Origin of the sequence: Aeromonas sp. s6 (genome assembly GCF_040907815.1) — a bacterium.
In the GTDB taxonomy this organism is placed as follows: Bacteria; Pseudomonadota; Gammaproteobacteria; order Enterobacterales; family Aeromonadaceae; genus Aeromonas; species Aeromonas caviae.
Window position 1 is genome coordinate 1 of sequence record NZ_JBFOCN010000042.1, and the last position, 24,946, is coordinate 24,946.

The following is a 24,946-nucleotide window of genomic DNA, read 5'->3' on the forward strand; positions in this document are numbered from 1 at the left end:
TTTTTGATGCTCGATGCTGTGAGTGCCCACACAGATTGCTTGATTCAAATTGTTAAAGAGCGACGCAGCTTTTGGCTGCTGCGGGAGTGGCATTCTACTCAACCGCCTTCTCGAGTCAAGCCTTATTTTCAAAGGCTTTCCGAGGCTATCGACTCAGGCTTTGCGTTGCCGCTTGCCCTGTCGATGGAGGCGCATTATAGAGACATAGATCACATTGGCAAGCTCTCATCGCAATAAAATTGCAAAAAAATGCCAATCCTTAGTTATTCATATCAAAACACAGTTTTTATACAGACTTACCCACAGGGTAAGCCCAGAAAGGGCTCATTCTGCACCCTATTACCTCCCGTTCCTCTCTGCCCGTCTCCTGTTCGAAGGGTTGCTGACCATATCAATCCATATATAAAGGAAGAGAATCGCAAAGTGACGCTCAAACCAGTCCTGCCTCAGCAACCCAGGCAGCGATCAGCTCGGCTGCCGCCATGGAGCGGCAACCCGATATATTCTGCCCGACCCAGAGTGGCGAGAAACCGCTGTCACCCGCCTTTTCGGCTGCGGCACGCAACGGAGCCAATGCGCCGCTGGCATACGGGAAGTCTGGCGGCAGCACCGAAAGGGGGCCGAGTTCCCGCATCAAGCGGTTGACTATGCCCCGCGCCGGACGGCCGCTGAACAGATTGGTCAGTGCGGTGTGTTGGCCATGCCTCCCCAGCAGCGCCGCACGGTGCAGGGGTGAGGTCGTCGCCTCGTGGCAGCAGAGGAACGCCGTTCCCACCTGGACTGCGCTCGCTCCCAGAGCAAGGGCGGCTCTGATGCCCTTTCCATCGACTATGCCTCCTGCAGCGATAACCGGGATCGCTACTGCTGCCACTACCTGTGGCAGAAGGGTAAAGGTGCCCTGCTGCAAGCTGAGATCCTCACTCAGGAAGTGACCGCGATGGCCACCCGCCTCCATCCCCTGGGCGATGACGGCATCGGCTCCGTGGTCAGCAAGCCACTGCGCTTCTGCCACCGTGGTGGCGCTGGCAAACACTTTTGCGCCTGTGGCTTTTACCTGGGCAAGCAATTCGGGCTCGGGCAAGCCGAAGTGGAAACTGACCACGGCAGGTCTGAACTCTGCAAGCAGGGCCGCATGCTCGTCATTGAAGGGGGCCCGAGAGGGGGCTCGCGACGGCGCAGCGGCATCCACCCCGAACTCGGCGTAATAGGGTAACAGTACCTGGCGCCAGCGCTGCTCCGCTGCTGGTTCCGGCTCCTGCTGCCGATGGCAAAAGAAGTTGATGTTGTATGGGCCCGGCCCGCTGGCGGCGAGGCGACTCAGCTCCTTGCGCAGATCGGCACCACTCAGCATGGCGGCAGGCAGGGAGCCCAGTGCCCCCGCACTGGTCGCCGCCATCGCCAGGGCGCTGTCCTGCACGCCCGCCATGGGGGCCTGAATGACGGGATAGCGCATCCCCAGTTCAGCAAAGAGCGTCATATGATGGTTTCCTGTTTCTGATGGTGAGTCTGCCTGTGCGCCAGAGGCGGGTTGAGTCGGCATAGCGCACCTGACGTGCTGACACGTCGTCTGGCCATATCGCCTGTCCAGTTCCCGGCCAGACATCCTGTCTTCGCTTTCATCCATCAGGCTCCTTGAGGTTCATGGCACATCGGGCCCGCGAAGGGCCCGAACGTGAAGTGTCAACGCACGCTGCGCAGCAGGAAGTCCGGCTGGCCACAGGAGCGGCGCTCCCGCTTCTGCATCTCGTCGGAGCAGGGAACAGCATCCGTCCCCTGCTTGTTGATGCAGATGTAGATCTCCCGCAGGAAGCGGCCCCCATCAGCGCAGGCCACCGTGATGTTATCGGGGGCCAGCCACTCGTTGGCGCTCGACAGATCGGCCTTGAGCTGGAAGCTGTTTTTGCGCAGCGGCTCTTCCGGCGATTGATAGGCGGCCGGGATCTTCACCTTCTGGCGCAGATCGCTGGCCAATTGGTGAAATGCCTCCTGGCTCAGCCCGGAACAGGTGCCGTGCTTCTCCCATTCATGGCGATAGAGGAAGCGGCTGGGGTAGAGCCCGGCAAACTGCTGCTCCATATCCGCATCCAACCGCTCGCGGGTGCAGCTGGCGGGGTAGCCGCGCTGATACTGGGGCCAGAGCCCATGCAGCACGAACCCCAGCTTGCGGGCGCACTGCTCCCGATCCCCTGGCTTGATGGCGCAATGCTCGGGCGACCAGGAGAGTGCCATGGCGTAATAGTCAAACTCCCCCGCATGGCCCTTGCCCTGGGCGGCGGAGATCCACAACAGCGACCCCACCAGCCATACCATGACCTGCTTCATCTCTCGTTCCCCCTCATCTCTTTGCACCCGGTGGCGCCCCATTTTGCGCCCTCATGCTCCCATAACAGGGAGTCAAAGAACAATCGCTCAAAATGGCCTTACTCACTGTGGGTCAGACCAGTAAAAGGTTTCCCCTGCCGGATCAGAGGCGTAAGCTGGCTCTCCGGCGGGCCTTCATGACGCGCCACGTTTCCCCGATTTCATCAGCAACAGGACGTAACATGATCCGCAAGAATCCCTCAGGTCACCTGCCCGTTATCGACGAATCCGCCTATATCGACAAGACCGCCATCATCTGTGGCAAGGTGATCATCAAGGAGAACGTGTTTGTCGGCCCCTATGCCGTGATCCGCGCAGACGAAGTGGACGAGAGTGGTGACATGGAACCCATCGTCATCGGCGCCAACTCCAACATTCAGGATGGCGTCGTCATCCACTCCAAATCCGGCGCTGCCGTCACCATCGGCGAGTTCAGCTCCATCGCCCACCGCAGCATCGTCCACGGCCCCTGCGAAGTGGGTAACCGGGTCTTCATCGGCTTCAACAGCGTGTTGTTCAACTGCCACATCGGCGAAGGGTCCGTGGTGCGCCACAACTCCGTGGTCGATGGCTGCGATATTCCCCCCGGCTTCTATGTCCCCTCCACCACCCGCATCAACCAGCAGAGCGATCTGGCGCAGATCCCGCGCGTCACCGTGGACGCCACCGAGTTCTCCGAGGATGTGGCTCACACCAATATCGACCTGGTCAGGGGTTACAAGGCGCTCTCCAACGAGTTTTGATCCGGCGAGCGGTTCACGACACACAACGGGCGCCACGGCGCCCGTTGTCACAACTGTAAAGAGGGCGAAAAGAGGGTGTAAAGGTGGTTGAGCCGGGCGCACGCGTCGCGTTTGATGGGGGCGTTCCCATCAATGGAGTCATCATCATGTCACGCTATCCTGTCGCCCTTGCCCTTCTGCTGGGCACCACGCTCCTTCATGCCGGCGAGATGCCGCCCCCGATGGGCGCCCGCCAGGGAGGCCCCATGACACCGCCCCCCTCAGTGCTCTATCACGCCAGCAAGCAGGGTGCGGATCCCCAGGTCCTGGTCCAGGCGCTGTCCAAAAACATTGATGCCGCCAAGCCGGATACCCGCTATGAGGTCACGGTCAGCGTGCGCGAACTGCCGCCCCAGCCACTCAAACCCCAGCCCGCCGGTGCACCGCTCAAGGGGCAGTGAGATGAGTCTGCACCGCCCTTCACTCTGGCTGCTTGCCATGGCCATCGCCCTGCCCGCCATGGCGGGTCCGGGGAACATGAGCAGACCGGGCGGATGGGAGAGCCCTGCCCCGCAGTACGGCCATGGGGCTGGTCCCGGCTTCGGCCACCGCGTCGACCGGCTGCCGGGAGGGGTGGAAACCTTGCTGCTGGCCGGGCTCACCTACTATGTGCTCGACGGCATCTTCTACCGTCGGCAGGAGAACCACTATGTGGTGGTCTCCCCACCTCCTCAGGTCCTGGTGGTGGCAGAGACAGGGCTCATCCCCCTGGATCTGGATGGCCGCCGCTATTACGTCAGGGAGGGTCACTACTACCTGCGAGAAATAGACGGGCGCTACACCGAGGTGCCGCCGCCAGCGGCGCTGCGCTGAATCGCACGGTGGAACAGATACGAGCAGGGGGCCTTGGCCCCCTCTTTCATTACCGGGGTTTTACCCCACTCAGGTCTGAGCCGCGTACCTCAGGACGGGTCATACAGGGGCAGCGTCATGGTCACTCTCAGCCCCCCCTGTGCGCGATTGCGCGCCTGGATGGTACCGCCCTGTAGAATCACCGCCTTGCGGGCGATGGCGAGCCCGAGCCCGTAGCCCTTGCCCATGCGGGGTGAGCCGATGCGTACGAAGGGGTCGAAGATCCCCGCCAGCTTCCCCTCCTCCACCCCGGGCCCCCGATCGGCGATGGAGAGCTGCACCTCCTGGCCCAGGCGCAGCACGCGAACATTCACCATCTGGCCCGACTGCGAGAAACGCAGGGCGTTGCGCACCACGTTCTCCACGGCGCGGCGCACCAGCTCGGCATGCCCCAGCAGGAGACAACCCTCCCCCAGCGCCGCCTCGAGCCCTATCTCGACTCCGGATTGCTGGGCTTCGAACCTGGCATCCTGGACAACCGTCTCCACCAGCGCCAGCAGGTCGTAGTGGCTCTGCTCAAGCCCGTGGCCCTGCTCGGCACGGGAGAGGGTCAGCAGCTCCCCTATCATCCTGTCCATCCGCTCCGTCTCGAGCCGGATCCGCGCCAGGGCGTCGCTCGCCTTCTCTGGGCGCTGCTCCGCCAGGCCGATGGCCATCTGGATGCGGGCCAGGGGGGATCGCAGTTCGTGGGAGACGTCGTGAAGCAGTTGCTCGCGCCCCTCGACCAACTGCTGCAACCGCTCCACCATGAGATCGAACTCCTTCGCCACCTCCGTCAGCTCGTCCCGGCGCCAGCGCAGAGCGGGCCAGAGTCTGACCCCCAGATCCCCCCTGGCTACCCGATCGAAGCTGCGCCGCAGGGCGTTCATGGGCCGGGTCAGGTGCCAGGCGAACAGAATGCTGAACAAGAGTCCCCCCAGGCCGCCAATCCAGAGCATGGGCGGAGGAATGTTGAGCCAGGAGAGGGGGCCGGGGGCCGGCCCGCCGGGGAGGACGCGCGGGTCCGCTCTGGTCTGCAGCAGATAGGTCTGCCCGTCGCTGGCAATCACGGTGCGTGTCAGCACGCTGCCCGGGCCAGGTTCCCCGGAGGCTGTCAACCTGGATGCCCGGGGCGCTGGCCGGGGAGGCGCATCGGAGACATCGAGGAGTGTTATCTGCAGCAACGGCGGCGACATGGCCTGGCTCAATGCCGTCGCAGCCTCGATTCCCCCCTTTGCCAGCACGGCTGCCGCCATCTCCAGATGCTGGCTCGCCAACTGCTGGGCCAGGTGCTCTTCCGGGGGGTCACGCTCGGCACGAAAACCGAGCCAGAGCAGTTGGCTGACCAGCACGATGGCCAGCCAAAACCCCAGCAGAATCTTCCAGAACAAACGTCCCTTGAGGATCACCGTATCTTGTACCCTATGCTGCGCACCGTCTCTATGGTGACGGCCTCCCCCGCTTTTTGCTGCAGTTTCTGCCTCAGGTTGCAGATGTGCACATCGACGCTGCGATCATAGGCCTCCCTCGGGCGCCCTACCCCTTGCAGGGAGAGGGTGTCCTTGGTGACCACCTGCTCCGGTGCTCGCACCAGCAACACCAGCATGTTGAACTCGGTGGCGGTCAGCTCCAGCGGCTCCCCCTGCCAGAGACAGACCCGGTTGGCCGGGGTGACCGTCAGATCCCCCAGGATGAGGGCATCCGGCGAGGGGGTTGCGCTCCCCCCCTCGTTGACCCGCCGCAGAACGGCCCGCAGCCGGGCCACCAGCTCCCTGGGGTAGCAGGGTTTGGGCACATAGTCATCGGCCCCCATCTCCAGTCCCACCACTCGATCCACGTTGTCCCCCTTGGCGGTCAGCATGATGATCGGCAGGCGGCTGCGCTGGCGCACCTGGCGCAGCACCTCGGTGCCGCTCAAGTCGGGCAGCATCACATCCAGCAGCAGGGCGCTGTAACGGCCGGAGAGGGCATGGTGAACACCTTCCCCTCCGGTCAGCACCTGGGTGGTATCAAACCCCTCTCCCCCCAGGTATTCACTCAACATGGCGCCCAGTTCGGCATCGTCATCCACCAGCAGGATCTTCATATGCGGTCTCCCTTGTCGGCGGCCATTTTCGCCGCTTGCCACGCACTTGGCAGCCATTTTTACGAAACCCTTACGCTTGGCGCAAAGAGCCTTAACCCGGCTCTGGGGTAGAGTGCCGCCGTGATCGTCATTCAGGATACAGGTTGTCATGCCCACGTTCTCCCCTCGTCTCTTCTGGCTGCTGCCCCTGTGCGCCCTCGCCCTGTTGCTGGCCTGGCGCCCCCAGGCCAAGGCACCCGCCAGCGACTACATCACCGCCAGCGCAAAGACCCGGGATCTGGAGCAGCTCATCATGGCGGACGGCACCCTGAAGGCGCGCAAGCAGGTGAGCGTGGGCGCCCAGGTGTCGGGCCAGATCAAGAAACTGCACGTGACTCTGGGGCAGGAGGTCAAACAGGGGGAGCTGCTGGTCGAGATAGACGATCTGCCCCAGCAGAACGCCCTCAAGGATGCCCTGGCCCAGCGCGACAACCTCCAGGCCCAGCTGGATTCCAAAGAGGCCACCCTTCGCAATGCTCGCCTCGCATACCAGCGCCAGCAGCAGATCGTCGCAAGAGGCCTTGGCAGCACGGCCGACCATGACAGCGCCAAGGCGACCCTGGACGAGACCCTGGCCGATATCCGGGCCCTCAACGCCCAGCGGGTGCAGGCCGAGATCGCGGTGGACACAGCCCGGGTCAACCTGGGGTATACCCGGATCCTGGCCCCCCTCTCCGGTACCGTGGTGGCCATGCCGGTGGAGGAGGGGCAGACCCTCAACGCCAGCCAGAGCACCCCTACCCTGCTCAAGATTGCCCAGCTCGACACCATGACGGTGGAGGCCAGGATCTCCGAGGCCGACGTCATCAACGTCCGGGTCGGCATGCCGGTCTATTTCACCATTCTTGGCAACAGCCAGCGCCGCTTCGAGGGATCCCTGCGGGCCATCGAGCCCGCCCCCGACACCATCAATGACGACGACACCACCACCAGCAGCAGCGACAGCAGCGCCATCTATTATCACGGCCTGTTCGAGGTGCCCAACCAGGACGGTCAGCTCAGGATCAGCATGACGGCCCAGGTCTATCTGGTGGTCGCCCGGCTCAAAGATGCGCTGGTGATCCCGGCCATCGCCCTGCAGGGGGATCAGGTCAGGGTGATCGACGACGGAGGCCGGATCAGCCTGCGCCGGGTCAAGGTCGGCCTGAACAACAAGGTGGATGCCCAGATCCTGTCGGGCCTGAGCGCCGGTGAGCGGGTCATCGTCAGCGAAGTGAGCGCAGGCCAGAGCAACGCCGCCGGGGGCATGCCGCCCCCCATGGGGATGTGACCATGGGCGCCTTGTTGCAACTGCGGGGCATCCGCCGCCACTTCAAAGAGGGTGAGCGCACCGTCACCGTGCTCGATGGCATCGATCTGGCGATCGCCCGTGGAGAGATGGTGGCCATCGTCGGCGCTTCGGGCTCCGGCAAATCCACCCTGATGAACCTGCTGGGCTGCCTGGATCAGCCGAGCGAGGGGGCCTATCTGGTGGCCGGGCGCGACACTGCCACCCTCAGCCGGGACGAGCTCGCCGCCCTGCGCCGGGAGCACTTCGGCTTCATTTTCCAGCGTTATCACCTGCTGGCGGATCTCGATGCCCGCACCAATGTGGAAGTGCCCGCCCTCTACGCCGGTCTGGATCCGGCCGAGCGACGCCAGCGGGCCGAGGCCCTGCTGACCCGCTTCGGCCTCGCCAGCCGGCTCGAACACAAGCCAAGCCAGCTCTCCGGCGGCCAGCAGCAGCGGGTCAGCATCGCCCGGGCCCTCATCAACGGCGGCGAGGTGATCCTGGCCGACGAGCCGACCGGGGCCCTCGACAGCCAGAGCGGCGCCGAGGTGATGGCGAGCCTTCAAGCTCTGCATCGCCAGGGCCACACCCTGGTGATCGTCACCCACGACATGGACATCGCCCGCCACGCCGAGCGGATCATCGAACTGAAAGATGGCCGGGTGATCGCCGATCGCCGCACGCGCGAGCCACAGGCCCTTCCCCAGGCGACCCAGGCCGCCACCAAGACGTCCGCCAGGGGGAAGACCCCGCGGATGGCGGGGCTCGGGAATGCCCTGCAGATGGCCCTCAAGGCCATGGTTGCCCAGCGTCTGCGCACCTTTCTCACCATGCTCGGCATCATCATAGGTATCGCCTCGGTGGTGACCGTGGTGGCCCTCGGCCAGGGCTCCCGGGAGCGGGTGCTGGAGAACATCAACGCCATGGGCACCAGCACCCTGGAGGTGTTCCCCGGCCGCGGCTTCGGGGACATGCGCTCCGCTACCATACAGACGTTGCGGATCGGGGACGCCGAGGCCATCGCCCGGCTGGACTACGTGCACAGCGTCACCCCCAGCCTCAGCACCAGCGCCACCCTGCGCCTTGGCAGCACCGCCGTCTCCGGCACCATCAACGGCGTCGGCGCCCAGTTCTTCCAGGTCAGGGGCTATCGCCTGGCCCAGGGCATGGGCTTTGATCGCCAGAGCGAGGAGAGCCTGGCCCAGGAGGTGGTGATCGACGAGCACACCCGGGACAAGCTGTTCGCCCCGACCCAGTCCCCCCTGGGCCAGGTGATCCTGCTGGGGGATCTGCCCTGCCGGGTGATCGGGGTCGCCATCAAGAACCAGAGCGGCTTTGGCAGCGACGAGACCCTCAACGTCTGGATCCCTCATACCACCGCCATGAGCCGCCTGCTGGGGCAGAGCCATCTGCGCAGCATCAGTGTGCGGGTGCGGGACGAGGTGAGCCTGGACGCCGCCCAGGATGGCATCAGCCGCCTGCTCACCCTGCGCCACGGCAGCCAGGACTTCTTCCTGCTCAACACCGACAGCATCCGCCAGACCATCAGCCAGACCAGCGCCACCCTGACCACGCTGATCGCTCTCATCGCCCTCATTTCCCTGATCGTCGGGGGCATAGGGGTGATGAACATCATGCTGGTCTCGGTCACCGAGCGCACCCGGGAGATAGGGGTGCGGATGGCGGTCGGCGCCCGGACCCGGGATATCCAGCAGCAGTTCCTCATTGAAGCCGTGCTGATCTGCCTGCTGGGGGGCGTGCTCGGCATCGCCCTCTCCCTGGTGCTGGGCCAACTGTTCGACCACTTCAGCAGCGGCGTCCGGATGAGCTACTCCCTTGCCGCCATGGGGGTGGCCTGCCTTTGCGCCAGCCTGATCGGGGTAATATTCGGCTTCGCCCCGGCCCGCCGGGCCGCCAGGCTGGATCCCATCCACGCACTGGAGCGCGAATAGCCCGCATTGACGCCGGGGTGACGCCACTCACCCCGACACCGGATCGGGGGCCGATGCCCGGCCCCGCCACCAAGCCTGAACGCCCGCACTTCTTCCCTGAATGCGCGGGTTCTTTGACCGGGTCCCGTACCCGGTCTTTTTTTGTCTCCCGCCCGCCACACCCACAAAAAAAGCCGCCCGAAGGCGGCTTTTGTCATCACGGGCCAGTCGGTTACCCCGGGCCATCAGGCGCCGATGATGCCGCCATCGTCCCGGGTGATCCGCAACACAGCGGAGCGGGGAATGGCGGTGCCGCCGTCCGGGAAATGGGAGGGCGCCCCCTCCTCACCCGGGTGCTGCACCCCGACGAACAGAGTGCGCCAGTCAGGCGTGAAGGTGAGGCCCGTTATTTCGCAGGCCACAGGGCCGGTCAGGAAGCGGCGCACCTCGCCGCTCGCGGGATCGGCGCACAGCATCTGGTTGTTGCCCATGCCGGCAAACTGCTTCTCGTTGGAGTAGTCGCCGTCGGTCTGGATCCAGAGCCGCCCCGCCTCGTCGAAGCCGATGCCGTCCGGGCTGTTGAACATGTTGTCCGGATGGATGTTGGCACTGCCCGCCATCAGCCCCTCCTTGTGCACGCCAGGGTTGCCCGCCAGCAGGAAGAGATCCCACTCGAAGCTGTCGCTCCCGTGAGCGTCCCCCATCGGGCGCCAGCGGATGATCTGGCCATAGGGGTTCTCGGCCCTGGGGTTGGCGCCATCGAGAGGTTGGTTCTCCTTGAGGCCGCGGTTCTTGTTGTTGGTCAGGGTGCAGTAGACCTCGGCCCTGTGGGGATGCACGGCCACCCACTCGGGCCTGTCCATGGTGGTGGCACCGAGCCGGGTCGCCGCTTCCCGGGCGAAGATGAGCACCTCCCCCTGATCGGCGAAGCCGTTCTCCCGGGTCAGACCATGCTCGCCGTGTACCAGGGGCAGCCACTGGCCGGTGCCCTTGAGCTCCCCCTCCCTCGCCTCGAAGCGGGCCACATAGAGGGTGCCCTCGTCCAGCAGATCCCGGTTGGCGGGGTCATTGCCCGGCGCCACCTTGTTCTTCGAGACGAAGCGGTAGATGTGCTCCCCCCGCTCGTCATCGCCGAGGTAGACCACGGCGCGGCCATCCTGGTTGACGGTGAAGGCCGCATTCTCATGCTTGAAGCGGCCAAGGGCGGTACGCTTCTTCGGGGTGGAGGCGGGATCGCGGGGATCGATTTCCACCACCCAGCCGAAGCGGTGCGGCTCCTGGGGATGCTTCGCGAGATCGAACCGCTCGTCAAATTTGTGCCAGCCAAAGCCTGCATCCTCGGCGGCCAGGCCGTAGCGGGCGGCGCGCTGGTCCAGCACCGGCTTGCCCTCGCTGCCGAAGTAGCCGTTGAAGTTCTCCTCGCAGGTGAGGTAGGTCCCCCAGGGGGTCTGGCCATTGGCGCAGTTGTTGAAGGTGCCAAGGGCGGTGCGCCCCTCGGGATCGGCCTGGGTCTTGAGCAGGGCATGGCCCGCCGCCGGGCCGCTCAATGTCATGGGGGTCGTGGCGGTGATACGGCGGTTGAGGGCCCCCCTGGGGTTGGCCTGCCACTTGCCATCGATGCGCACCAGCTCCACCAGGGAAACCCCGTGGGCCGCCTGGGCCTTGGCGACAGCCTCTGCACTGAGGGTCTTGCCACCATCTTCAAACAGGTATTCGTAGTTGGTGTATTCGTTGTTGACGGCGAGCAGGGCGCGATCCGGGCCCAGGGAGAAGAAGCTCATGCCGTCGTTGTTGTCGCCAAACTGGCGTGCCTGGGCCTTGGCGTCATTGCCCTGGGCAAAGGCGGGGGCATCGGGGAAGAGGGCATCTCCCCAGGCGATCAGCACCTCGGCCTTGTAGCCGGTCGGCACCACTATGGTGTCGGCCACCGAGGCGGGCACGGCCTGGAAGCCAAGCAGCGGCCGGGTGGCGGCGGCCACGGCCTGGGCCACGGGGCTCGCGGCGAAGAAGGCCACCATGCTGGCGGCGCCCACCCCTTTGAGGAAGCCACGGCGGCTCAGGACCGCCTCGATGAGGCGGTTGAACGCCGGCTCCTGATCGCGGGGGTGGTTGGCACTGTCTCTCTCGTCAAAACGGCTCATCGGCTTTTCCTTGTTATCTCGGCGCAATCATTGCGTCATCACGGCGTCCGGCCACAGCATGGCAGCGCTTTATTAAACGAGGATGACAAATGATGAGATAACTGGCTGGCCCGGCAAGACGCCACCGCCAAAGAGAAGGGGCGGTGGACAGGAGTCCCACCGCCCCGAAAGACATGTCGCCGACAGAAGGGTTGAACCCTATCCGCACTTCTTCAGACTGCTATGCCCGTTTGTACCGGAAGCACCCGCTGACAGCTGGCAGCCTCTAGCCGCACTTCTTCAGGCTGATATGCCAGTTGGCGCCGGATTGCACCTGATGTTTGGCGGCGAAGCTGTCCATGTTAAGCGCCACCGACACCTGCAACAGGCTGTTGAGGTAGACCAGGGGCTGGCCCTCCGGCACATCGCCAAAGCTGCTGACGTAGGGAGCCTTGCCCTCGTATTTCAGCGCATCCCCTTCGCTGATCCTGATGCAGGCGTTGTCCCCCTTGTGGATACCCGCCTTGGTCAGCAGGCTGTCGTCGATATTGGTCCAGACGTTGCCGTACTGCACGTCCAGGATCGGAATGGTGCCCTTGAGGGTACCGTCTTGCTCGGCCACCGCGGGCTGATAGGGGATGGTCACCACCTCGGCGGGCAGCAGGGGCCCCACCTGCTCGAAGCTGATGGCACCGGAGGCGAGGCGCGCGCCGGTGTAGGCGTAGACGTCGCGGCCGTGGAAGGTGTAGGACTTCTCGGAGCCCTTGAGGCGGTTGGTCTTCTCGTCTATCTGGCGCACCGCCTCGATGCCGAAGTGCTCCGCCACCAGGGTCAGGGTGCCGTTGTCCGGGCTGACGATGTAGTGGCCGCTCCTGGTCTTGAGTACCACCGACTTGCGTTCGGTGCCGACACCGGGGTCCACCACGCTGACGAAGACGGTGCCCGCGGGCCAGTATTGCAGGGTCTGATAGAGGCGGTAGGAGGCTTCCCAGATGTTGTAGGCCGGGATCTCGTGGGTCAGGTCATGGAGCGGCAGGGTGCGGTCCACCCCGAAGGCGACCCCCTTCATGGCCGAGACGGCGCCATCCTTGAGACCGAAGTCGGTCTGGAACACCAGGGCCTCGTTGGCAAGGGCACTAGCCCCCACCAGAGAGAGGGCGAGCACGAGGGCGCGGGGGACGATACGAATATCCATGTCAGGGCTCCTTTAAAGACGTTTGGACGTCCAGATTGCCACTCATGGGAATCTATGCAACCCCTGATGCCCGAATGGGGGGCGAAATGACTCGCCAATCCGCCCCGTGCGGGTGTATCCATGGGGCATCCAACGCCGGGAGCACACCAGATGACCAGAGAGCATCACGACACCATTTTGCTGAGCCTGGGCAATACCCGAAGCCAGGTCGCGCTCACCGCGGCCGATGGCACCAGCCAGACATTTGCATTGACACTGGGGCTCGATGCTCTGACCCCGGGGCCCTTTCGCCGGGATCCGCCGACGCCCCTGGAGCTTGAGCAGGCCATCATGGTGGTGGAGGATGTGCTGATGCCCCTCGCGGCACGGATCCCGCCCCACCCCGTGCTGCACCTGCAAAGCCCGGAGCCCCTGGCCGAGGTGCTCGGCAACCGGGTGCAGAGCCGGGAAAACATAGAGCGGTTGTTCGGCCAGCTTGCCGCCATGGTGGAGGGGGATCCCCTGGCATCGGCTCAGTTGCCGAGGGAGAAGCGCATCGCCGCCGCCCTGCTGATCCTGCGGGAGTGGATGCACCACCTGGATGCCGGGAGCGTCGTCCTGGTCGATGGGTGATGCCTTGTCACACAGCGGGTTCGAAGCGCCGCCGAGACACCGCCCAGGCCAGCCCCAGGCTTGTCAGGGTGCTGCCGACGAAGAGCAGATCCAGCGCGACGCCAAGACCGGCCCCGTCGCTCACCCAGCCCAGCAACACGGGTACCCAGTTCGCCACATAGGCGATCACATAGAAGAGGGAGAGCAGCCGCGCGTGGCTGGCCGGGGGCGCGATGCGATTGATCAGGGTTGCACTGCCCACGAACACGGCCCCCTGGGCATAGCCCGCCACCAGCAGCCCGAGTCCCGCCAGCCAGCTGGGCAGGCCGTGAACGGCCCCGGCAAAGAGCAGCACGCACAGCGCCAGGGTCAGCACGCCACTTTGCAGGGTATGGCGGGCATCGAGGCGACGGGCCCAGAGCTGGCAAAGCCCGGAGAAGACCAGATAGGCCGCGACGAGATAGCCGAACAGCCCCAGATCCGTCATGCCCAGCATCTCGCTCACCACCTTGGGACCCATGGCCAGCAAGCTGGCCGCCACCGCCCAGGCGGTGAAGAGCGCCAGAGCGCAGAGGAAGAACCCGGCCCCCGTGGCCCTGAGCCCCTCCCCCAGGGATCCGCCCCCCTGCCCGCTCGGGGCGGCCTCCGTCGCCCTCACCCCTTTGGGCCAGCTCAACACCAGCCCCCGATGGCGCAGGCCGCCATCCCCAGGATCAGCAAAAACGGCAGCGTGGTCGGGTAGAGATCCTGCTGCAGCGCCAGCCCGCTGAACACGGGGCCAAGGGCCAGCCCGGCGGTGAAAGACAATGTGGCGCTAAGCGCCGCCCGCTTGCCCCCATCCCTGGGGCCAAAACGCAGCAGCGCCACATTGGCGGCGCCGGTCAGGCTGCCCGTGCCAATCCCGGCCAGCAGCCGCGCCAGCAAAAGGGCCCAGAAGCTGTCGGCCAGGGAGAAGAGTAGGGCCCCGCCCCCGACCGCCACCAGGGCAGGCAGGATCAGGGTGCGCAGATCCGCCACTCGTCCTGCCAGGTTGCCCACCCCGAACAAGGCGATGAGCACGCCCCCCGCATAGCCGCCATAGATGAGGCTGAGGCCGAGATCGCTCAGAGCCAGCGCCGCCTGGTAATGGGGATAGAGCGGGGTAGGCACGCTGCTGTTGAGCAGGGCCGACATCAGGGCGAGGGAGAGAAACCAGCGTAGACGAGGATGGACAACCTGACCTGGCTCGCAAGCCGGGACGCTTGAGACAGACATGGACACTCCAGTGGCAGACGAATGAAACCGCAATCGGGAGCGACATCATAGCGATCCCGCCCACTCCGGACTGCGGCAGTTCTGCATCACGCCGACTCAATCCTGCATCACGTCGGGGTGGCACGCGCCCTTGGCCGGGGAGCCGCAGGCACGCACCGGACCCGGTCTATCCCCTTGTGCTGCCATCCCCGCTGGCATCTAATATTGCGGCGCCAATCGGGCGTTCTGCTTGAGTGAGGAGCAAGCATGATCAACTGGGACGATGCCCGCTTCTTCCTGGCCCTGGCACGGCGGGGCAGTCTGCGGCAGGCCGGACTCGAGCTCGGGGTGGATCAGGCCACCGTCGGGCGGCGGATCACCCTGCTCGAGCAGCAGCTGGGGGCCAAGCTGTTTATCCGCACCCCAAGACACTATCGCCCCAGCCCTCTGGGGGAAGCGCTGCTGCCCCAGGCCGAGGCCATGGCGCAGGCGGCCCTGGCCATGATGCGCACCGCGAGCTTGGGGGAGCTGGAAGGGGAGCTTTGCATCGCCACCACGGATACCCTGGCCCAGGGCTTCGTGCTGCCCGCGTTCACCCTGCTGCGCCAGCGCCACCCCGGTATCCGCCTCAAGTTGCTGACCGCCGTCAGCGTGAGCGACATCCCCAATCAGGAGGCGGATCTCGCCATTCGCAGCGTGCGTCCCGAGCAGGGAGATCTCGTGGTCAAACGGCTCGCCACCATCAAGATGGGGCTCTACGCCTCTCCCGACTACCTGGCCAGACGGGGCACGCCCCGTTCGGGTCAGGCACTGCAAGAGCACGACCTGCTGCTCTTTCCCAAAGAGCTGGTGGCCCGTCACTGGCTGAGTCTGTGCGGCGAACCGCTCCACGAACCCAACGTGGTCCTGCAGAGCAATGCCCAGCTGGTGCTGATGGCCGCCGCCCGGCAGGGGCTCGGCATCGCCCTGCTCTCCACCTTCCTCGCCGAGGAGGATCCCGCCCTGGTGCGCCTGCTGCCTGACCAGCACGATCCCATCGACATCTGGATGGTGCTGCACCCGGATGTGCAGAAGACGGGCCGCATGCGCGCCCTGGTGGCAGCCCTGGAGGAGGTGTTCCAGCCCCTGCAGCAGACCCAGCCCTCCGCCCCCCCCTGTCAAACGCACAGGGATTGAGCGGGTATGCCCCCCATACGGGGCACTTTCTTCGCAACGAACCATGTTAGAGTCCGCCGCTGTTTTTTCCTTTGATAACGGGGCCTTACATGAAGAAGTTTGTTGTTTCATCCAGTGTCATCCTGATGGCGGGCTTGCTGACAGCCTGTGCGAGCGAGTCGTCGCGCACCCTGGAGGTACCCAAGGTTGCCTCCTATCAGAGCCACTATCAGGGCGCACGCAGCCCCATCGCCGTCGGCAAGTTCGACAACCGTTCCAGCTACATGCGTGGCATCTTCTCCGACGGCGTGGACCGGCTGGGCAACCAGGCGAAAACCGTGCTGCTCACCCACCTGCAGCAGACCGGCCGCTTCAGCGTGCTGGATCGCGACAACATGGCGGAGATCCAGGCCGAAGCCGGGATCAAGCAACAGGCTCAGCAACTCAAGGGCGCCGACTACGTGGTCACCGGCGACGTCACCGAGTTTGGTCGCAAGGAAGTCGGTGATCATCAGCTGTTTGGCATCCTGGGTCGTGGCAAGTCACAGATCGCCTATGCCAAGGTCAACCTGAACATCGTCAACGTCACCACCTCGGAAGTGGTCTTCTCTTCCCAGGGTGCCGGGGAGTACGAACTCTCCAACCGCGAGATCGTCGGCTTCGGCGGCACCGCCAGCTACGACTCCACCCTGAACGGCAAGGTGCTGGATCTCGCCATCCGCGAGGCCGTCAACAATCTGGTGAACGGCATCGAGACCGGTGCCTGGCGCCCGGTCCAATGAGGAGAGACGAGATGACGCGGTTCCGTCCTTCCCTGTTGCTGGTCAGCGGCCTGCTGCTGAGCGCCTGCGCCCAGGGGCCGCAGACGCTCTACAACTGGGATCAATATCAGGGAGTGGTTTACCAGCACATGCAGGGTGACGACACCGGGGTCGAAGCGCAGATCGATGCACTGGAGAAAAACCAGCAAGAAGCGAGCGCCAAGGGGCAGGCTGTGCCACCGGGCTTTCACGCTCACCTCGGCATGCTGTACGCCCAGCTCGGCAAGGATGCCCAGACTCGCGAGCAGTTCGAAACCGAGAAGCGCCTCTTCCCCGAATCGGCCCCCTTCATGAACTTCCTGATGTCCAACAAGAAGGGAGAGACCCAATGACCCTGCGCACCCTCCTTGCCCTCACGCTGGGCGCCCTCCTCCTGGGCGGCTGTGCACAGGGCCCCGGTTACGACTACAGCAACTTCAAGGAGAGCAGACCGACCTCCATTCTGGTGCTGCCGCCGGTGAATCACTCGCCGGACATCAAGGCGGGCCCCAGCCTGCAATCCCAGATCACCTATCCGCTCGCCGAGTCCGGCTATTACGTGCTGCCGGTAGCGGTCACCAACGAGACGTTCCGGCAGAACGGCGTGACCGAGCCCGCCGACATCCAGGCGCTGCCCATCAAGAAGCTCCACGAGATCTACGGAGCCGATACCGCCCTCTACCTCGACATCAAGGAGTACGGCACCAGCTATCTGGTCATCTCCAGCGAGACAGTGGTCACCGCCAGTGCCCGCCTGGTGGATCTGCGCACCGGCAAGCTGCTGTGGGAAGGCAGTGCCAGCGCCAGCAGTGCCGAGCAGCAGGGCAATTCGGGGGGCGGCCTCATCGGCATGCTGGTGGTGGCGGTGGTCAATCAGATTGCCAACACCCTTACCGACAAGGGTCATGAAATCGCCGGTATCACCAGCGTCAGGCTGCTCAGTGCCGACATGCCCAACGGCATCCTCCATGGCCCCCGCTCGCCGAAATACCAGGCTCGCTAAGGCGCCCGTCACAGTCCACACAAGAGGGCGCCATGCCCTCTTGTTTCAGTCGCCACCCCTTTCCCCTGCCTGACATCGAATGACGCCTCATCGTCTATCTTTTTGATATTGTTGGCTCATTCTTGCGCATGCCGGGTGACGACCCACCAACTTCATCTGGTGATGCCCGGCAAAATCAGTTACAAAAAAGGCCTCTGTCACCACGGAAGCGTTCACGCCATGGCCGCCTCACTGCTGCGTTTCCTCCCCCGTCGATGGCTCACCCGGCTTGGCTGGCTCTGCCTGGCCCTGATGGGGCTCGGATTGGTGTGCAACTACACCTACTTCGTCATCAGGCACGACATGGCGCTCATCACCGCCAAGCAGCCCAACCTGTTCGAGGTGTTCTATCAGCGGGCTCGCATCCTGGCGCCAGAGAAACTGGCCGCCTTCATCGACAACAGCAGCATCAAGATGCCCATCTTCAGCGAGAACGGGGATGCGACGGCCTATGCCTATGGCTATGATCTCCCCACCCTGAAGCGCCTGGCGGTCATTCCCGTGTTGCCCCCGGCCAACCAGATGCTCCTCGCCTACCTGTACGTCATCTCCAACCCCGAGGTCCTCAACCTCTACGCCTTCTATGACGATCGCCGCCTGCTTGGCATGGTCGCCAACAAGGGGATGCTGCCGAGCCAGCTGCTCCCGGTCAACACCGACCTCAATGACATCGAGCCCTGGACCCACTTTTTCGGTTGCGCCTTTTTCGCGGCCACCCATGTCCCCTGCAGCACGGATGAAGCCTGGGTATCCGAGATCTACACCGACACCTTCACCGGACTGAATACCATCACCCTCTACTTCCCCTTCGTCTATTACGAGCCCGCCATCAAGGACTACCGCTATGAGCTCAAGGGCATCGACATCGCCGTCGACCGGGCGTTCAAGGATGTGCTGCACCCCTTCGAGAGCCTCAATCCGACCCGGACCGTCCTCTCCTTTGAAGAGGTCGAGCCCTGCCGCCCGTTCCACCTCTGCCTGAGCACGCCGCTGATGCGCACTCAGGCAGGCAATGATCTCTACCTCAAGTGGTCATACAGTTACGGCGGTTTCATCCGGTCCGTGCTCTACGGGGCGGCCTTCAAGCTCTATCTCATCGCCCTGCTGCTGATCATGCTGACGGGGCGCAGCCTGGTTACCCGTCTGCGCATCCTGGCCCAGACCGACCACCTGACCCGGCTGCCACGCCGTGACATCCTCAATCAGGCGCTGCTGCGGGAGCACGACTACCTGATGATCCTCGACATCGACAACTTCAAGTCCGTCAACGACACCCATGGTCACGGGGTGGGTGACCTGGCGCTCGTCGCCTTCGCCAATCACCTCAAGACCAATATCCGCAAGGGCGATGTCGCCATTCGCTGGGGCGGGGAAGAGTTCATCGTGCTGTTCAAGGGGATGGACGATGACAACATGATGCATCACTCCGCCGCCCGCCTGCTGGAGCGGCCATTGCGCATCCCCGAGCTGCCCGCCCCCATCACCTTCTCCGCCGGAGTAACCCGCATTCGCGATTACCTGACGGTGGCCGAGGCGGTGCAACTGGCCGACGACCTGCTCTATCACGTCAAGCAGCACGGCAAGCGCAATATCGCCTATTACCAGGGGCAAACCATCCGCCTTGTCCGCGATCCGGGTGACAATTCAGCCCCCTGAGCGCCCCGGCTTCTGCCGCTCCCCTGCTATCTGTTACCATCCCGGCCACGCTGATTGTTTCCGCCCCGGCCACGGGGCGGGATAACCCCATACTGGTGCCCTATGTCCATTGCCTCTTTCGCCGAACTGGCCCTCTCCCCCCGCTTGCAGCAAACCCTGACCGAGCTTGGCTACGCCGCCCCCACCCCGGTGCAGGCCAGCGCCATCCCCCTGATCCTCGCGGGGCGGGATCTGATGGCGGGCGCCCAGACCGGCACCGGCAAGACCGCCGCCTTCGTGCTGCCGCTGCTGGAGCAGTTGCTGGCGCAGCCGCAAGGGGAATCCCGCCCGATCCGTGCACTGGTGCTGGTGCCGACCCGCGAGCTGGCGGTGCAGGTACATGAGAGCGTCACGCGCTACGCCAGGGGCACCACTCTCACCAGCACGCTGGTCTACGGCGGGGTGAGCATCGCCGCACAGGTGGAGGCGCTGAACGCCGGGGTGGATATCCTCATCGCCACCCCGGGCCGCCTGCTCGATCACCTGCGCCAGGGGACGCTCACGCTGGCAGAACTGCGCCATCTGGTGTTTGACGAGGCGGACAGGATGCTCGACATGGGCTTTATGGACGAGATCCAGGCGCTGTTGAAGCAAATCCCGGCGGATCGCCAGACCCTGCTGTTCTCGGCCACCTGCGATGACAACCTCTTTGCCCTCTGCAAGGTACTGCTGCGCGACCCGGCGCTGGTGGAAGTGGCACCGCGCAACACCACGGCGGCCGAGGTGGAGCAGCGGGTCTATGCGGTGGACAGCGATCGCAAGCTGGCGCTGGTCCAACACATGCTGACCGTGAAGGGCTGGGCGCCGGCGCTGATCTTCAGCCGCACTCGCCAGGGGGCCGACAAGCTGGCCCAGCAGCTTGGCAAGGGGGGCATCAATGCGCTGGCCTTCCACGGGGATCTGTCACAGAGCGCGCGGGAAAACGTGCTGCTGGCGTTTCGCGCAGGCACCTTGCAGGCGCTGGTCGCCACCGACGTGGCGGCCCGCGGCCTCGATATCACGGATCTCAACCATGTGATCAATCTGGAGTTCCCCCATCAGCCCGAGGATTACGTCCATCGCATCGGGCGCACCGGCCGCGCCGGCAACAAGGGGCTCGCCATCACCCTGTTCAGCCCGGAAGACGCCCCCCTGCTGGAAAAAGTCGAAGCCGTGCTCGATACCCGCCTGCCCCAGCAGTGGTTCCCGGGCTTTGAGCCGGATCTCACCCGCTTCGACCCCGAGCCGCGCCGCGCCAGCAAGGGCGCCCAGAAGCAGAAGGCCAGAAAGCAGGCCCTCGCGGGCAACAAGGGCGGCAAGGGACGAAAATCCTGACACGACTGTTTGCTGGGACAGCCATGCGCCTGCCCCAGCATCACCCCTCTCCAGACCCAGGCCTGTGGGGTGACGCCAACCGCTTTCCTGCCCCCCTGTTCTGCTCCGCGCCCTCCTCCTCAGTCCGCTTGCCCTGACCCGGCGACCCTTTGCCACACTCTGCTACAAAAGAGGTAGTCAGGGGGCACACTTTCGCCACAAAGCAGGCGTGCAATGGAGGCATGGACAAGGAGGACATCATGAAACCCGCATCCCTCGTCTGGGCCCTGCCCCTGACCCTCACCCTGCTCTGGCTCGCTGGCCTCACCCAGTGGCCCGCCAGCGTCTGGCCCTGGCGCCACGAGCTGCTGATCCTGACCGGCCTGATTGGCCTTGGCGCCATGACCCTCTCTTTGCTGCTCGCCCTGCGCCTGCCCAGGCTCGAAGCCTGGTGCGGCGGGCTGGATCGCATGTTGCACCTGCACCGCAGCAGCGCCCTCTGGGCCACCGGCACCCTGGTGGCCCACTGGCTGCTGGTGGAAGCCCCCAAGTGGGCTGTCGCCGCCGACTGGCTGACCCGGCCGGCGCGCCGCGGAGCTGGTGCTGGTGCTGGTGCTGGTGCTGGTGCTGGTGCTGGTGCTGGTGCTGGTGCTGGCAACGATGCCCTCTGGCACAGCCTCGGCAATACCCTGGGGGAATGGAGTTTTTATCTGCTGCTGGCGCTGGTGGTGGTAAGCCTGCTGGCGGTGGTGCGCTACGAGCGCTTCAAGGTGGTTCACCGGCTGGCCCCGGTCATCTATCTGATGGGCTGGCTGCACGGGCTCTGCCTGCTGCCGCGCATCGGCGCCCTGACCCCGGTCGGCCTGACCCTGCTTATCGGCGGCGGGCTGGGTGCTCTGGGGGCGCTCTACTCCCTGTTTGGCCGGGTGGGACGGGACGCACGCCGCCAAGGGGCGGTCAGCGCCCTCACTCCTCTGGACGAGCGCACCCTGGAGATCCGGATTGGCCTCACCGCGCCCCTGCACGGCTATCGCCCGGGGCAGTTCGCCTTCTTCGACTTTGCCGGGCGCGGCGAGCCCCACCCCTACACCCTGGTCAATGTCTCGGCAGACTGCCGCACCCTGACCCTGGCGGTGCGCGCCCTCGGGGATCACACCCGCTGGCTGCACCGCCACCTCAAGGTGGGGAATGCGGTGATCGTGACCGGCCCCTATGGCGCCTTCGCCCTGCCGGATCCGGCCCCCGCGCTCTGGGTCGGCGCCGGTATCGGCATCACCCCCTTCGTCGCCTGGCTGGAGGCCCTGGTACGCCGTGGTGAACAACGCCCCGGCACCACCTTGCTGCAATGCGCTCCCAGCGCCGAGGCCGCCCCCTATCACAGTCGGCTGGCCGATCTGTGCCGCCGGGTCGGGATCGACTACCGGCTGCATCTGGAGTCCGAGCGCGGCCGACTGGATCTCGCCGCCCTGGGCGAGCGCCAGCACACCCCGGTGTGGTTCTGCGGCCCCGAGCCCATGGCCCACACCCTGGATGCCCATCTGGCCACCCCGCTGCACCGGGAGCTGTTTCGCTTTCGCTGACGGGCCAGCCGGCGCAGCCAGCCATCGGCTGCACCGTTTTTCTCGGTGCGGGGCGCAGGCGGGCCGGCAAACAGCAAGATTGTCCAAGCGAGAGGCACACCCTTGGGGCTAGATTAGGGGGGCAGTCTGGTACAGGAGGGAAAGATGGCGCAGGACAACCAGTTCATATTCGCACACAGTCAGCACCTGGCGAGCCTGACTGCACTGCGGGTCAACATGACGGAATTTCGCTACGACCGTCACGCCCACGAGGAGTACTCCTTCGGGGTCACTCTGGCCGGGCGGCAGAACTTCTTCTGCCACGGCGGAGCCCACTCCAGCCCGGCAGGCAGCGTCATCCAGTTCAATCCCGGGGATGTCCACGACGGTCATGCCGGTGACAACGCCAGCCTCGACTACACCATGCTCTACATTCCGCCCCACGAACTCACCCCGCTGTTTGCCGATGCCGCGGGCGAGCGGGCAATGGGGACCTATCGGTTGTTGAAGCCCCTGGTGCGCGATGAGGCGCTGAGCGCCTGCATCCTCGAGCTGGCCCAGGCGGTGCGCGGCCAGGCCGACAGCATAGAGCAGGAGTTTGCCCTCTATCGCCTCGCCACCCGGGTGATGCAGCAGGCGGGACGTTTTGAGCCCAATGGCCGGGTGAGCCGCATCGATCGCCTCCTGTTGCAGGCCAGGGACTTTATCCACGCCCACTTCCAGCAGGATATCTCCCTGGCCGACATCAGCGCGGCGGCCAACATCTCCAAGTACCACTTCCTGCGGCTGTTTCGCCAACAGCTTGGCATCACACCCCATCAATACGTGATCAACTGCCGCATCAATGCCGCACGGCGCGCCCTGGCCGCCGGAGAGTCGGCGCAGGATCTGGTGTACCGCTACGGTTTCACCGATCTCAGTCACCTCAACCGTCGCTTCAAGCGCATCTATGGCATGACCCCCACCCAATACAGCGCCAGCCTGATCCGCTGAGCCCAAGGAACACCCCATGATTGAACTTCTCGCCTATGCCATCGGCATCATGTATACCCCTGGCCCCGTCAACCTCATCGGCCTCAATGCAGGCCTGGGTGGCCGCACCCGCGCCTCCCTTGGCTTCTTCCTCGGGGTCGGCTTGGCGATGTTCGTGCTCCTGCTGCTCTTTGGCTGGGCAGGCACCCGCCTGGTGCGGGAAGATACCCTGATCTATGTCAGCCTGGTGGGGTGCCTCTATATCACCTACCTCGCCATCAAGATCGCCAGCGACAGCGGCGAGCTCGGTGCCAACGAGGCGCCTACCCGCCCTCTGGGGGTGCGCAGCGGCTTCGTCATCCAGCTGCTCAACCCCAAGGCGATGATCGCCACCCTGCCCATCACCAGCATTCAGTTCCCGGCGGCCCAGATCCACGGATGGAGCCTGCTGCCCTGGTCCCTGCTGCTCGGCCTGCTGGCCGCCGGTGCCCCCGGCAGCTACTCGATGGCGGGCAGCCTCATCGGACGTCATCTTCAACATCCTCGCTGGTTCAGGTACTTCAACCTGCTGATGGCCGCCCTGCTGCTCTACAGCGCCATGGCCCTGGCCTACCAGCATGTCTACCTGCCGCTGGCTGGCTGAGCAGGTCAATTGCCCACGCCAAAAACGGTGAAACACCACCGATGAAATGGCACTGCAACTGAGAAGACACAGGCCGGGCACTGCTTCACCGGCCTTTTCGGGTCATTTTCGCCATAGGCTGACTATCCTCAACAGGGTCTTGTGCCCGAAGTGGAGCTACCCATGGATCGCTACTACAAACACCTGGCCATCAGCGGCCTCATCTCCTTCGGAGGCCTTGCTCTGGTACTGCTGCTACAAACCATCCCCCTCATGTCCAACATCATGACCGCCATCTTCTTTGCCGGATCGGTGGGGGCCGTCATCAACAACTATTACCGCCTCGCCAGGCTGCACGACAGCGGTGCCATCGCCCACATCAGCCAACCCCGGGTGATCGTGACGCAGTTTTATGTTTCCCTGCTCTTTTCCGGCATTCTCGGCTTTATCGCCTACGGGCTCTTTGCCAGCAGCCTGCTCCAGGGGGACCTGTTTCCCAAGTTCAAACACATGGAGCACCCCTATGTCTCCTTGCAGACTCTGCTGACCCTGGCCTCTCCTGCAACCAATCTGGATGCCGCCAAAGCCGTCATCTGGGCCTTTATCGCCGGTTTTTCCGAGCGATTCGTCCCCAATGCCATCGACGCCCTCACCAAGGCAGTCCCCCCTTCCGGGCAAGACACCCCGGGATAAGGGCCCGGGCAAACAGGAGCATTGCCACCCTGGATGCAGACCGGACTACCCGGCATCCGGATGAAATACACTGGCGCCGCCTGTTGTTCTCGTATCGCCATCACGGACAAGCACCTTACCCCCGGCGTCAACGCAGCAATACGACGCCATGACCAAAACCCTCATTCGGATATTGATGCAGGTTGAATGAATCAATATCATCTTGCCGCCCCTGGTCATGGATAAGAATGTTGTATGTCCTTTGATAAAAAACACGGTGAGTTCATCTTCAATGTGCAGGAACACCTGGTCACCTGTGAGCTGATCGGCCCTTTCAATGAAGAGGGTATGCTGGCGTGGATTGCACAGATAAAGACCGTGGTGAACAGCCTGGACGGTAAGCGTTTCTGCGCCCTGGTGGACCATCGCCAGCATCAGGGGGTGGTGCTCTCCGCCCTGCCCCATCTGCAGGATATTTATGGGTGGCTCGCCCAGAAGAACCTGGTGGCCATCGCCTCCCTCTATTCGGCCAAGGTGCTCCATCATATCGCCCTCTCCTGCCTCTCCCTCACTCACCCGGGCCATATCCAGGCATTCAACGACCCCCAAGAGGCCATCGCCTGGCTGGATGCCCAATATCAGGCGCAGTAGCCAGCCCGGTCTGGCATGAGGCTCACTATGTCGCGCACTAGCCAGC

The 24,946-nt window shown here is 64.5% G+C and carries 24 protein-coding genes and 1 pseudogene; 18 read left to right on the forward strand and 7 right to left on the reverse strand.

Annotated elements, in window-relative coordinates; translation table 11 throughout:
- The coding region (locus tag AB5Y50_RS06085; RefSeq protein WP_270834072.1) for a hypothetical protein at positions 1-237 on the forward strand (237 nt) is incomplete at its 5' end.
- Between the two features lie 193 nt (positions 238-430).
- Here AB5Y50_RS06085 and AB5Y50_RS06090 read toward each other — a convergent pair.
- Positions 431-1,477 carry a nitronate monooxygenase family protein gene (locus AB5Y50_RS06090; protein WP_043155325.1) on the reverse strand — a complete coding sequence of 349 codons (1,047 nt, stop codon included), beginning with the start codon at positions 1,475-1,477 and terminating at the stop codon, positions 431-433.
- A gap of 203 nt (positions 1,478-1,680) precedes the next feature.
- On the reverse strand, positions 1,681-2,322 hold the full coding sequence (locus tag AB5Y50_RS06095) for a ribonuclease (RefSeq protein WP_043155327.1): 642 nt from the start codon (positions 2,320-2,322) through the stop codon (positions 1,681-1,683).
- Between the two features lie 221 nt (positions 2,323-2,543).
- Here AB5Y50_RS06095 and AB5Y50_RS06100 point away from each other — a divergent pair, with 221 nt between their 5' ends.
- From AB5Y50_RS06100 to AB5Y50_RS06110, 3 genes are all read left to right on the forward strand, one after another.
- Positions 2,544-3,104: a carbonate dehydratase gene (locus AB5Y50_RS06100; RefSeq protein ID WP_010672952.1), complete on the forward strand. Its 561-nt coding sequence runs from the start codon at positions 2,544-2,546 to the stop codon at positions 3,102-3,104.
- A 146-nt stretch (positions 3,105-3,250) separates the two neighbouring features.
- A complete protein-coding gene (locus AB5Y50_RS06105) occupies positions 3,251-3,544 on the forward strand; it encodes a hypothetical protein (RefSeq protein ID WP_041214573.1) in 294 nt (97 codons plus the stop codon).
- A gap of 1 nt (position 3,545) precedes the next feature.
- The gene (locus tag AB5Y50_RS06110; RefSeq protein WP_043155330.1) at positions 3,546-3,956 is read left to right on the forward strand and encodes a DUF6515 family protein; all 411 of its coding nucleotides are present in this window, start codon (positions 3,546-3,548) and stop codon (positions 3,954-3,956) included.
- A gap of 89 nt (positions 3,957-4,045) precedes the next feature.
- Here the strand turns inward: AB5Y50_RS06110 and AB5Y50_RS06115 are convergent, their stop codons facing one another.
- The gene (locus AB5Y50_RS06115) at positions 4,046-5,365 is read right to left on the reverse strand and encodes an ATP-binding protein (RefSeq protein ID WP_202608037.1); all 1,320 of its coding nucleotides are present in this window, start codon (positions 5,363-5,365) and stop codon (positions 4,046-4,048) included.
- 14 nt (positions 5,366-5,379) lie between these two features.
- Positions 5,380-6,060: a response regulator transcription factor gene (locus AB5Y50_RS06120; protein WP_010672948.1), complete on the reverse strand. Its 681-nt coding sequence runs from the start codon at positions 6,058-6,060 to the stop codon at positions 5,380-5,382.
- 148 nt (positions 6,061-6,208) lie between these two features.
- On the opposite strand from AB5Y50_RS06120, the gene AB5Y50_RS06125 reads away from it, so the two are divergent.
- Together AB5Y50_RS06125 and AB5Y50_RS06130 are read left to right on the forward strand one after the other, a co-directional pair.
- Positions 6,209-7,369 carry an efflux RND transporter periplasmic adaptor subunit gene (locus AB5Y50_RS06125; RefSeq protein ID WP_045523451.1) on the forward strand — a complete coding sequence of 387 codons (1,161 nt, stop codon included), beginning with the start codon at positions 6,209-6,211 and terminating at the stop codon, positions 7,367-7,369.
- 2 nt (positions 7,370-7,371) lie between these two features.
- Positions 7,372-9,321, forward strand: coding sequence for a MacB family efflux pump subunit (locus AB5Y50_RS06130; protein WP_045523449.1), 1,950 nt, complete (start codon positions 7,372-7,374; stop codon positions 9,319-9,321).
- 224 nt (positions 9,322-9,545) lie between these two features.
- Here the strand turns inward: AB5Y50_RS06130 and AB5Y50_RS06135 are convergent, their stop codons facing one another.
- A complete protein-coding gene (locus AB5Y50_RS06135) occupies positions 9,546-11,441 on the reverse strand; it encodes a PhoX family phosphatase (protein ID WP_049637032.1) in 1,896 nt (631 codons plus the stop codon).
- Positions 11,442-11,706: 265 nt separating this feature from the next.
- Positions 11,707-12,615 (reverse strand): S-adenosyl-l-methionine hydroxide adenosyltransferase family protein, encoded by a 909-nt coding sequence (locus tag AB5Y50_RS06140; RefSeq protein WP_039041304.1) that lies wholly within the window; start codon positions 12,613-12,615, stop codon positions 11,707-11,709.
- Positions 12,616-12,765: 150 nt separating this feature from the next.
- Between AB5Y50_RS06140 and AB5Y50_RS06145 the strand changes: the two genes are divergently transcribed.
- Positions 12,766-13,227 (forward strand): hypothetical protein, encoded by a 462-nt coding sequence (locus AB5Y50_RS06145; RefSeq protein WP_045523445.1) that lies wholly within the window; start codon positions 12,766-12,768, stop codon positions 13,225-13,227.
- Positions 13,228-13,234: 7 nt separating this feature from the next.
- Here AB5Y50_RS06145 and AB5Y50_RS06150 read toward each other — a convergent pair.
- Positions 13,235-14,460: pseudogene (locus AB5Y50_RS06150) on the reverse strand (sugar MFS transporter).
- A 246-nt stretch (positions 14,461-14,706) separates the two neighbouring features.
- Between AB5Y50_RS06150 and AB5Y50_RS06155 the strand changes: the two are divergent.
- The 11 genes from AB5Y50_RS06155 to AB5Y50_RS06205 all read left to right on the forward strand — a co-directional run bounded on the left by AB5Y50_RS06155 (position 14,707) and on the right by AB5Y50_RS06205 (position 24,900).
- Positions 14,707-15,615, forward strand: a complete 909-nt coding sequence (locus tag AB5Y50_RS06155) for a LysR family transcriptional regulator (protein WP_045523440.1) — start codon at positions 14,707-14,709, stop codon at positions 15,613-15,615.
- Between the two features lie 89 nt (positions 15,616-15,704).
- Complete coding sequence (locus AB5Y50_RS06160) at positions 15,705-16,376, forward strand: CsgG/HfaB family protein (RefSeq protein ID WP_045523438.1); 672 nt, start codon at positions 15,705-15,707, stop codon at positions 16,374-16,376.
- Between the two features lie 11 nt (positions 16,377-16,387).
- Complete coding sequence (locus AB5Y50_RS06165; RefSeq protein ID WP_080944194.1) at positions 16,388-16,747, forward strand: DUF4810 domain-containing protein; 360 nt, start codon at positions 16,388-16,390, stop codon at positions 16,745-16,747.
- Positions 16,744-17,397, forward strand: coding sequence for a DUF799 domain-containing protein (locus AB5Y50_RS06170; protein ID WP_041214564.1), 654 nt, complete (start codon positions 16,744-16,746; stop codon positions 17,395-17,397). The genes AB5Y50_RS06165 and AB5Y50_RS06170 overlap by 4 nt, the downstream gene beginning before the upstream one ends.
- 219 nt (positions 17,398-17,616) lie before the next feature.
- Positions 17,617-19,092, forward strand: a complete 1,476-nt coding sequence (locus AB5Y50_RS06175) for a GGDEF domain-containing protein (protein ID WP_069784919.1) — start codon at positions 17,617-17,619, stop codon at positions 19,090-19,092.
- Positions 19,093-19,194: 102 nt separating this feature from the next.
- Entirely contained in the window at positions 19,195-20,445 is a 1,251-nt protein-coding gene (locus AB5Y50_RS06180; RefSeq protein WP_069784920.1) for a DEAD/DEAH box helicase, read from the forward strand.
- Between the two features lie 221 nt (positions 20,446-20,666).
- Positions 20,667-22,004: a ferric reductase-like transmembrane domain-containing protein gene (locus tag AB5Y50_RS06185; RefSeq protein WP_323888825.1), complete on the forward strand. Its 1,338-nt coding sequence runs from the start codon at positions 20,667-20,669 to the stop codon at positions 22,002-22,004.
- A 144-nt stretch (positions 22,005-22,148) separates the two neighbouring features.
- Positions 22,149-22,976, forward strand: coding sequence for an AraC family transcriptional regulator (locus AB5Y50_RS06190; protein WP_069784922.1), 828 nt, complete (start codon positions 22,149-22,151; stop codon positions 22,974-22,976).
- Positions 22,977-22,992: 16 nt separating this feature from the next.
- The gene (locus AB5Y50_RS06195) at positions 22,993-23,598 is read left to right on the forward strand and encodes a LysE family translocator (protein WP_069784923.1); all 606 of its coding nucleotides are present in this window, start codon (positions 22,993-22,995) and stop codon (positions 23,596-23,598) included.
- Between the two features lie 162 nt (positions 23,599-23,760).
- Complete coding sequence (locus AB5Y50_RS06200) at positions 23,761-24,270, forward strand: hypothetical protein (protein ID WP_049637034.1); 510 nt, start codon at positions 23,761-23,763, stop codon at positions 24,268-24,270.
- A gap of 234 nt (positions 24,271-24,504) precedes the next feature.
- A complete protein-coding gene (locus tag AB5Y50_RS06205; RefSeq protein WP_045523424.1) occupies positions 24,505-24,900 on the forward strand; it encodes a hypothetical protein in 396 nt (131 codons plus the stop codon).
- Positions 24,901-24,946 lie beyond the last annotated feature (46 nt).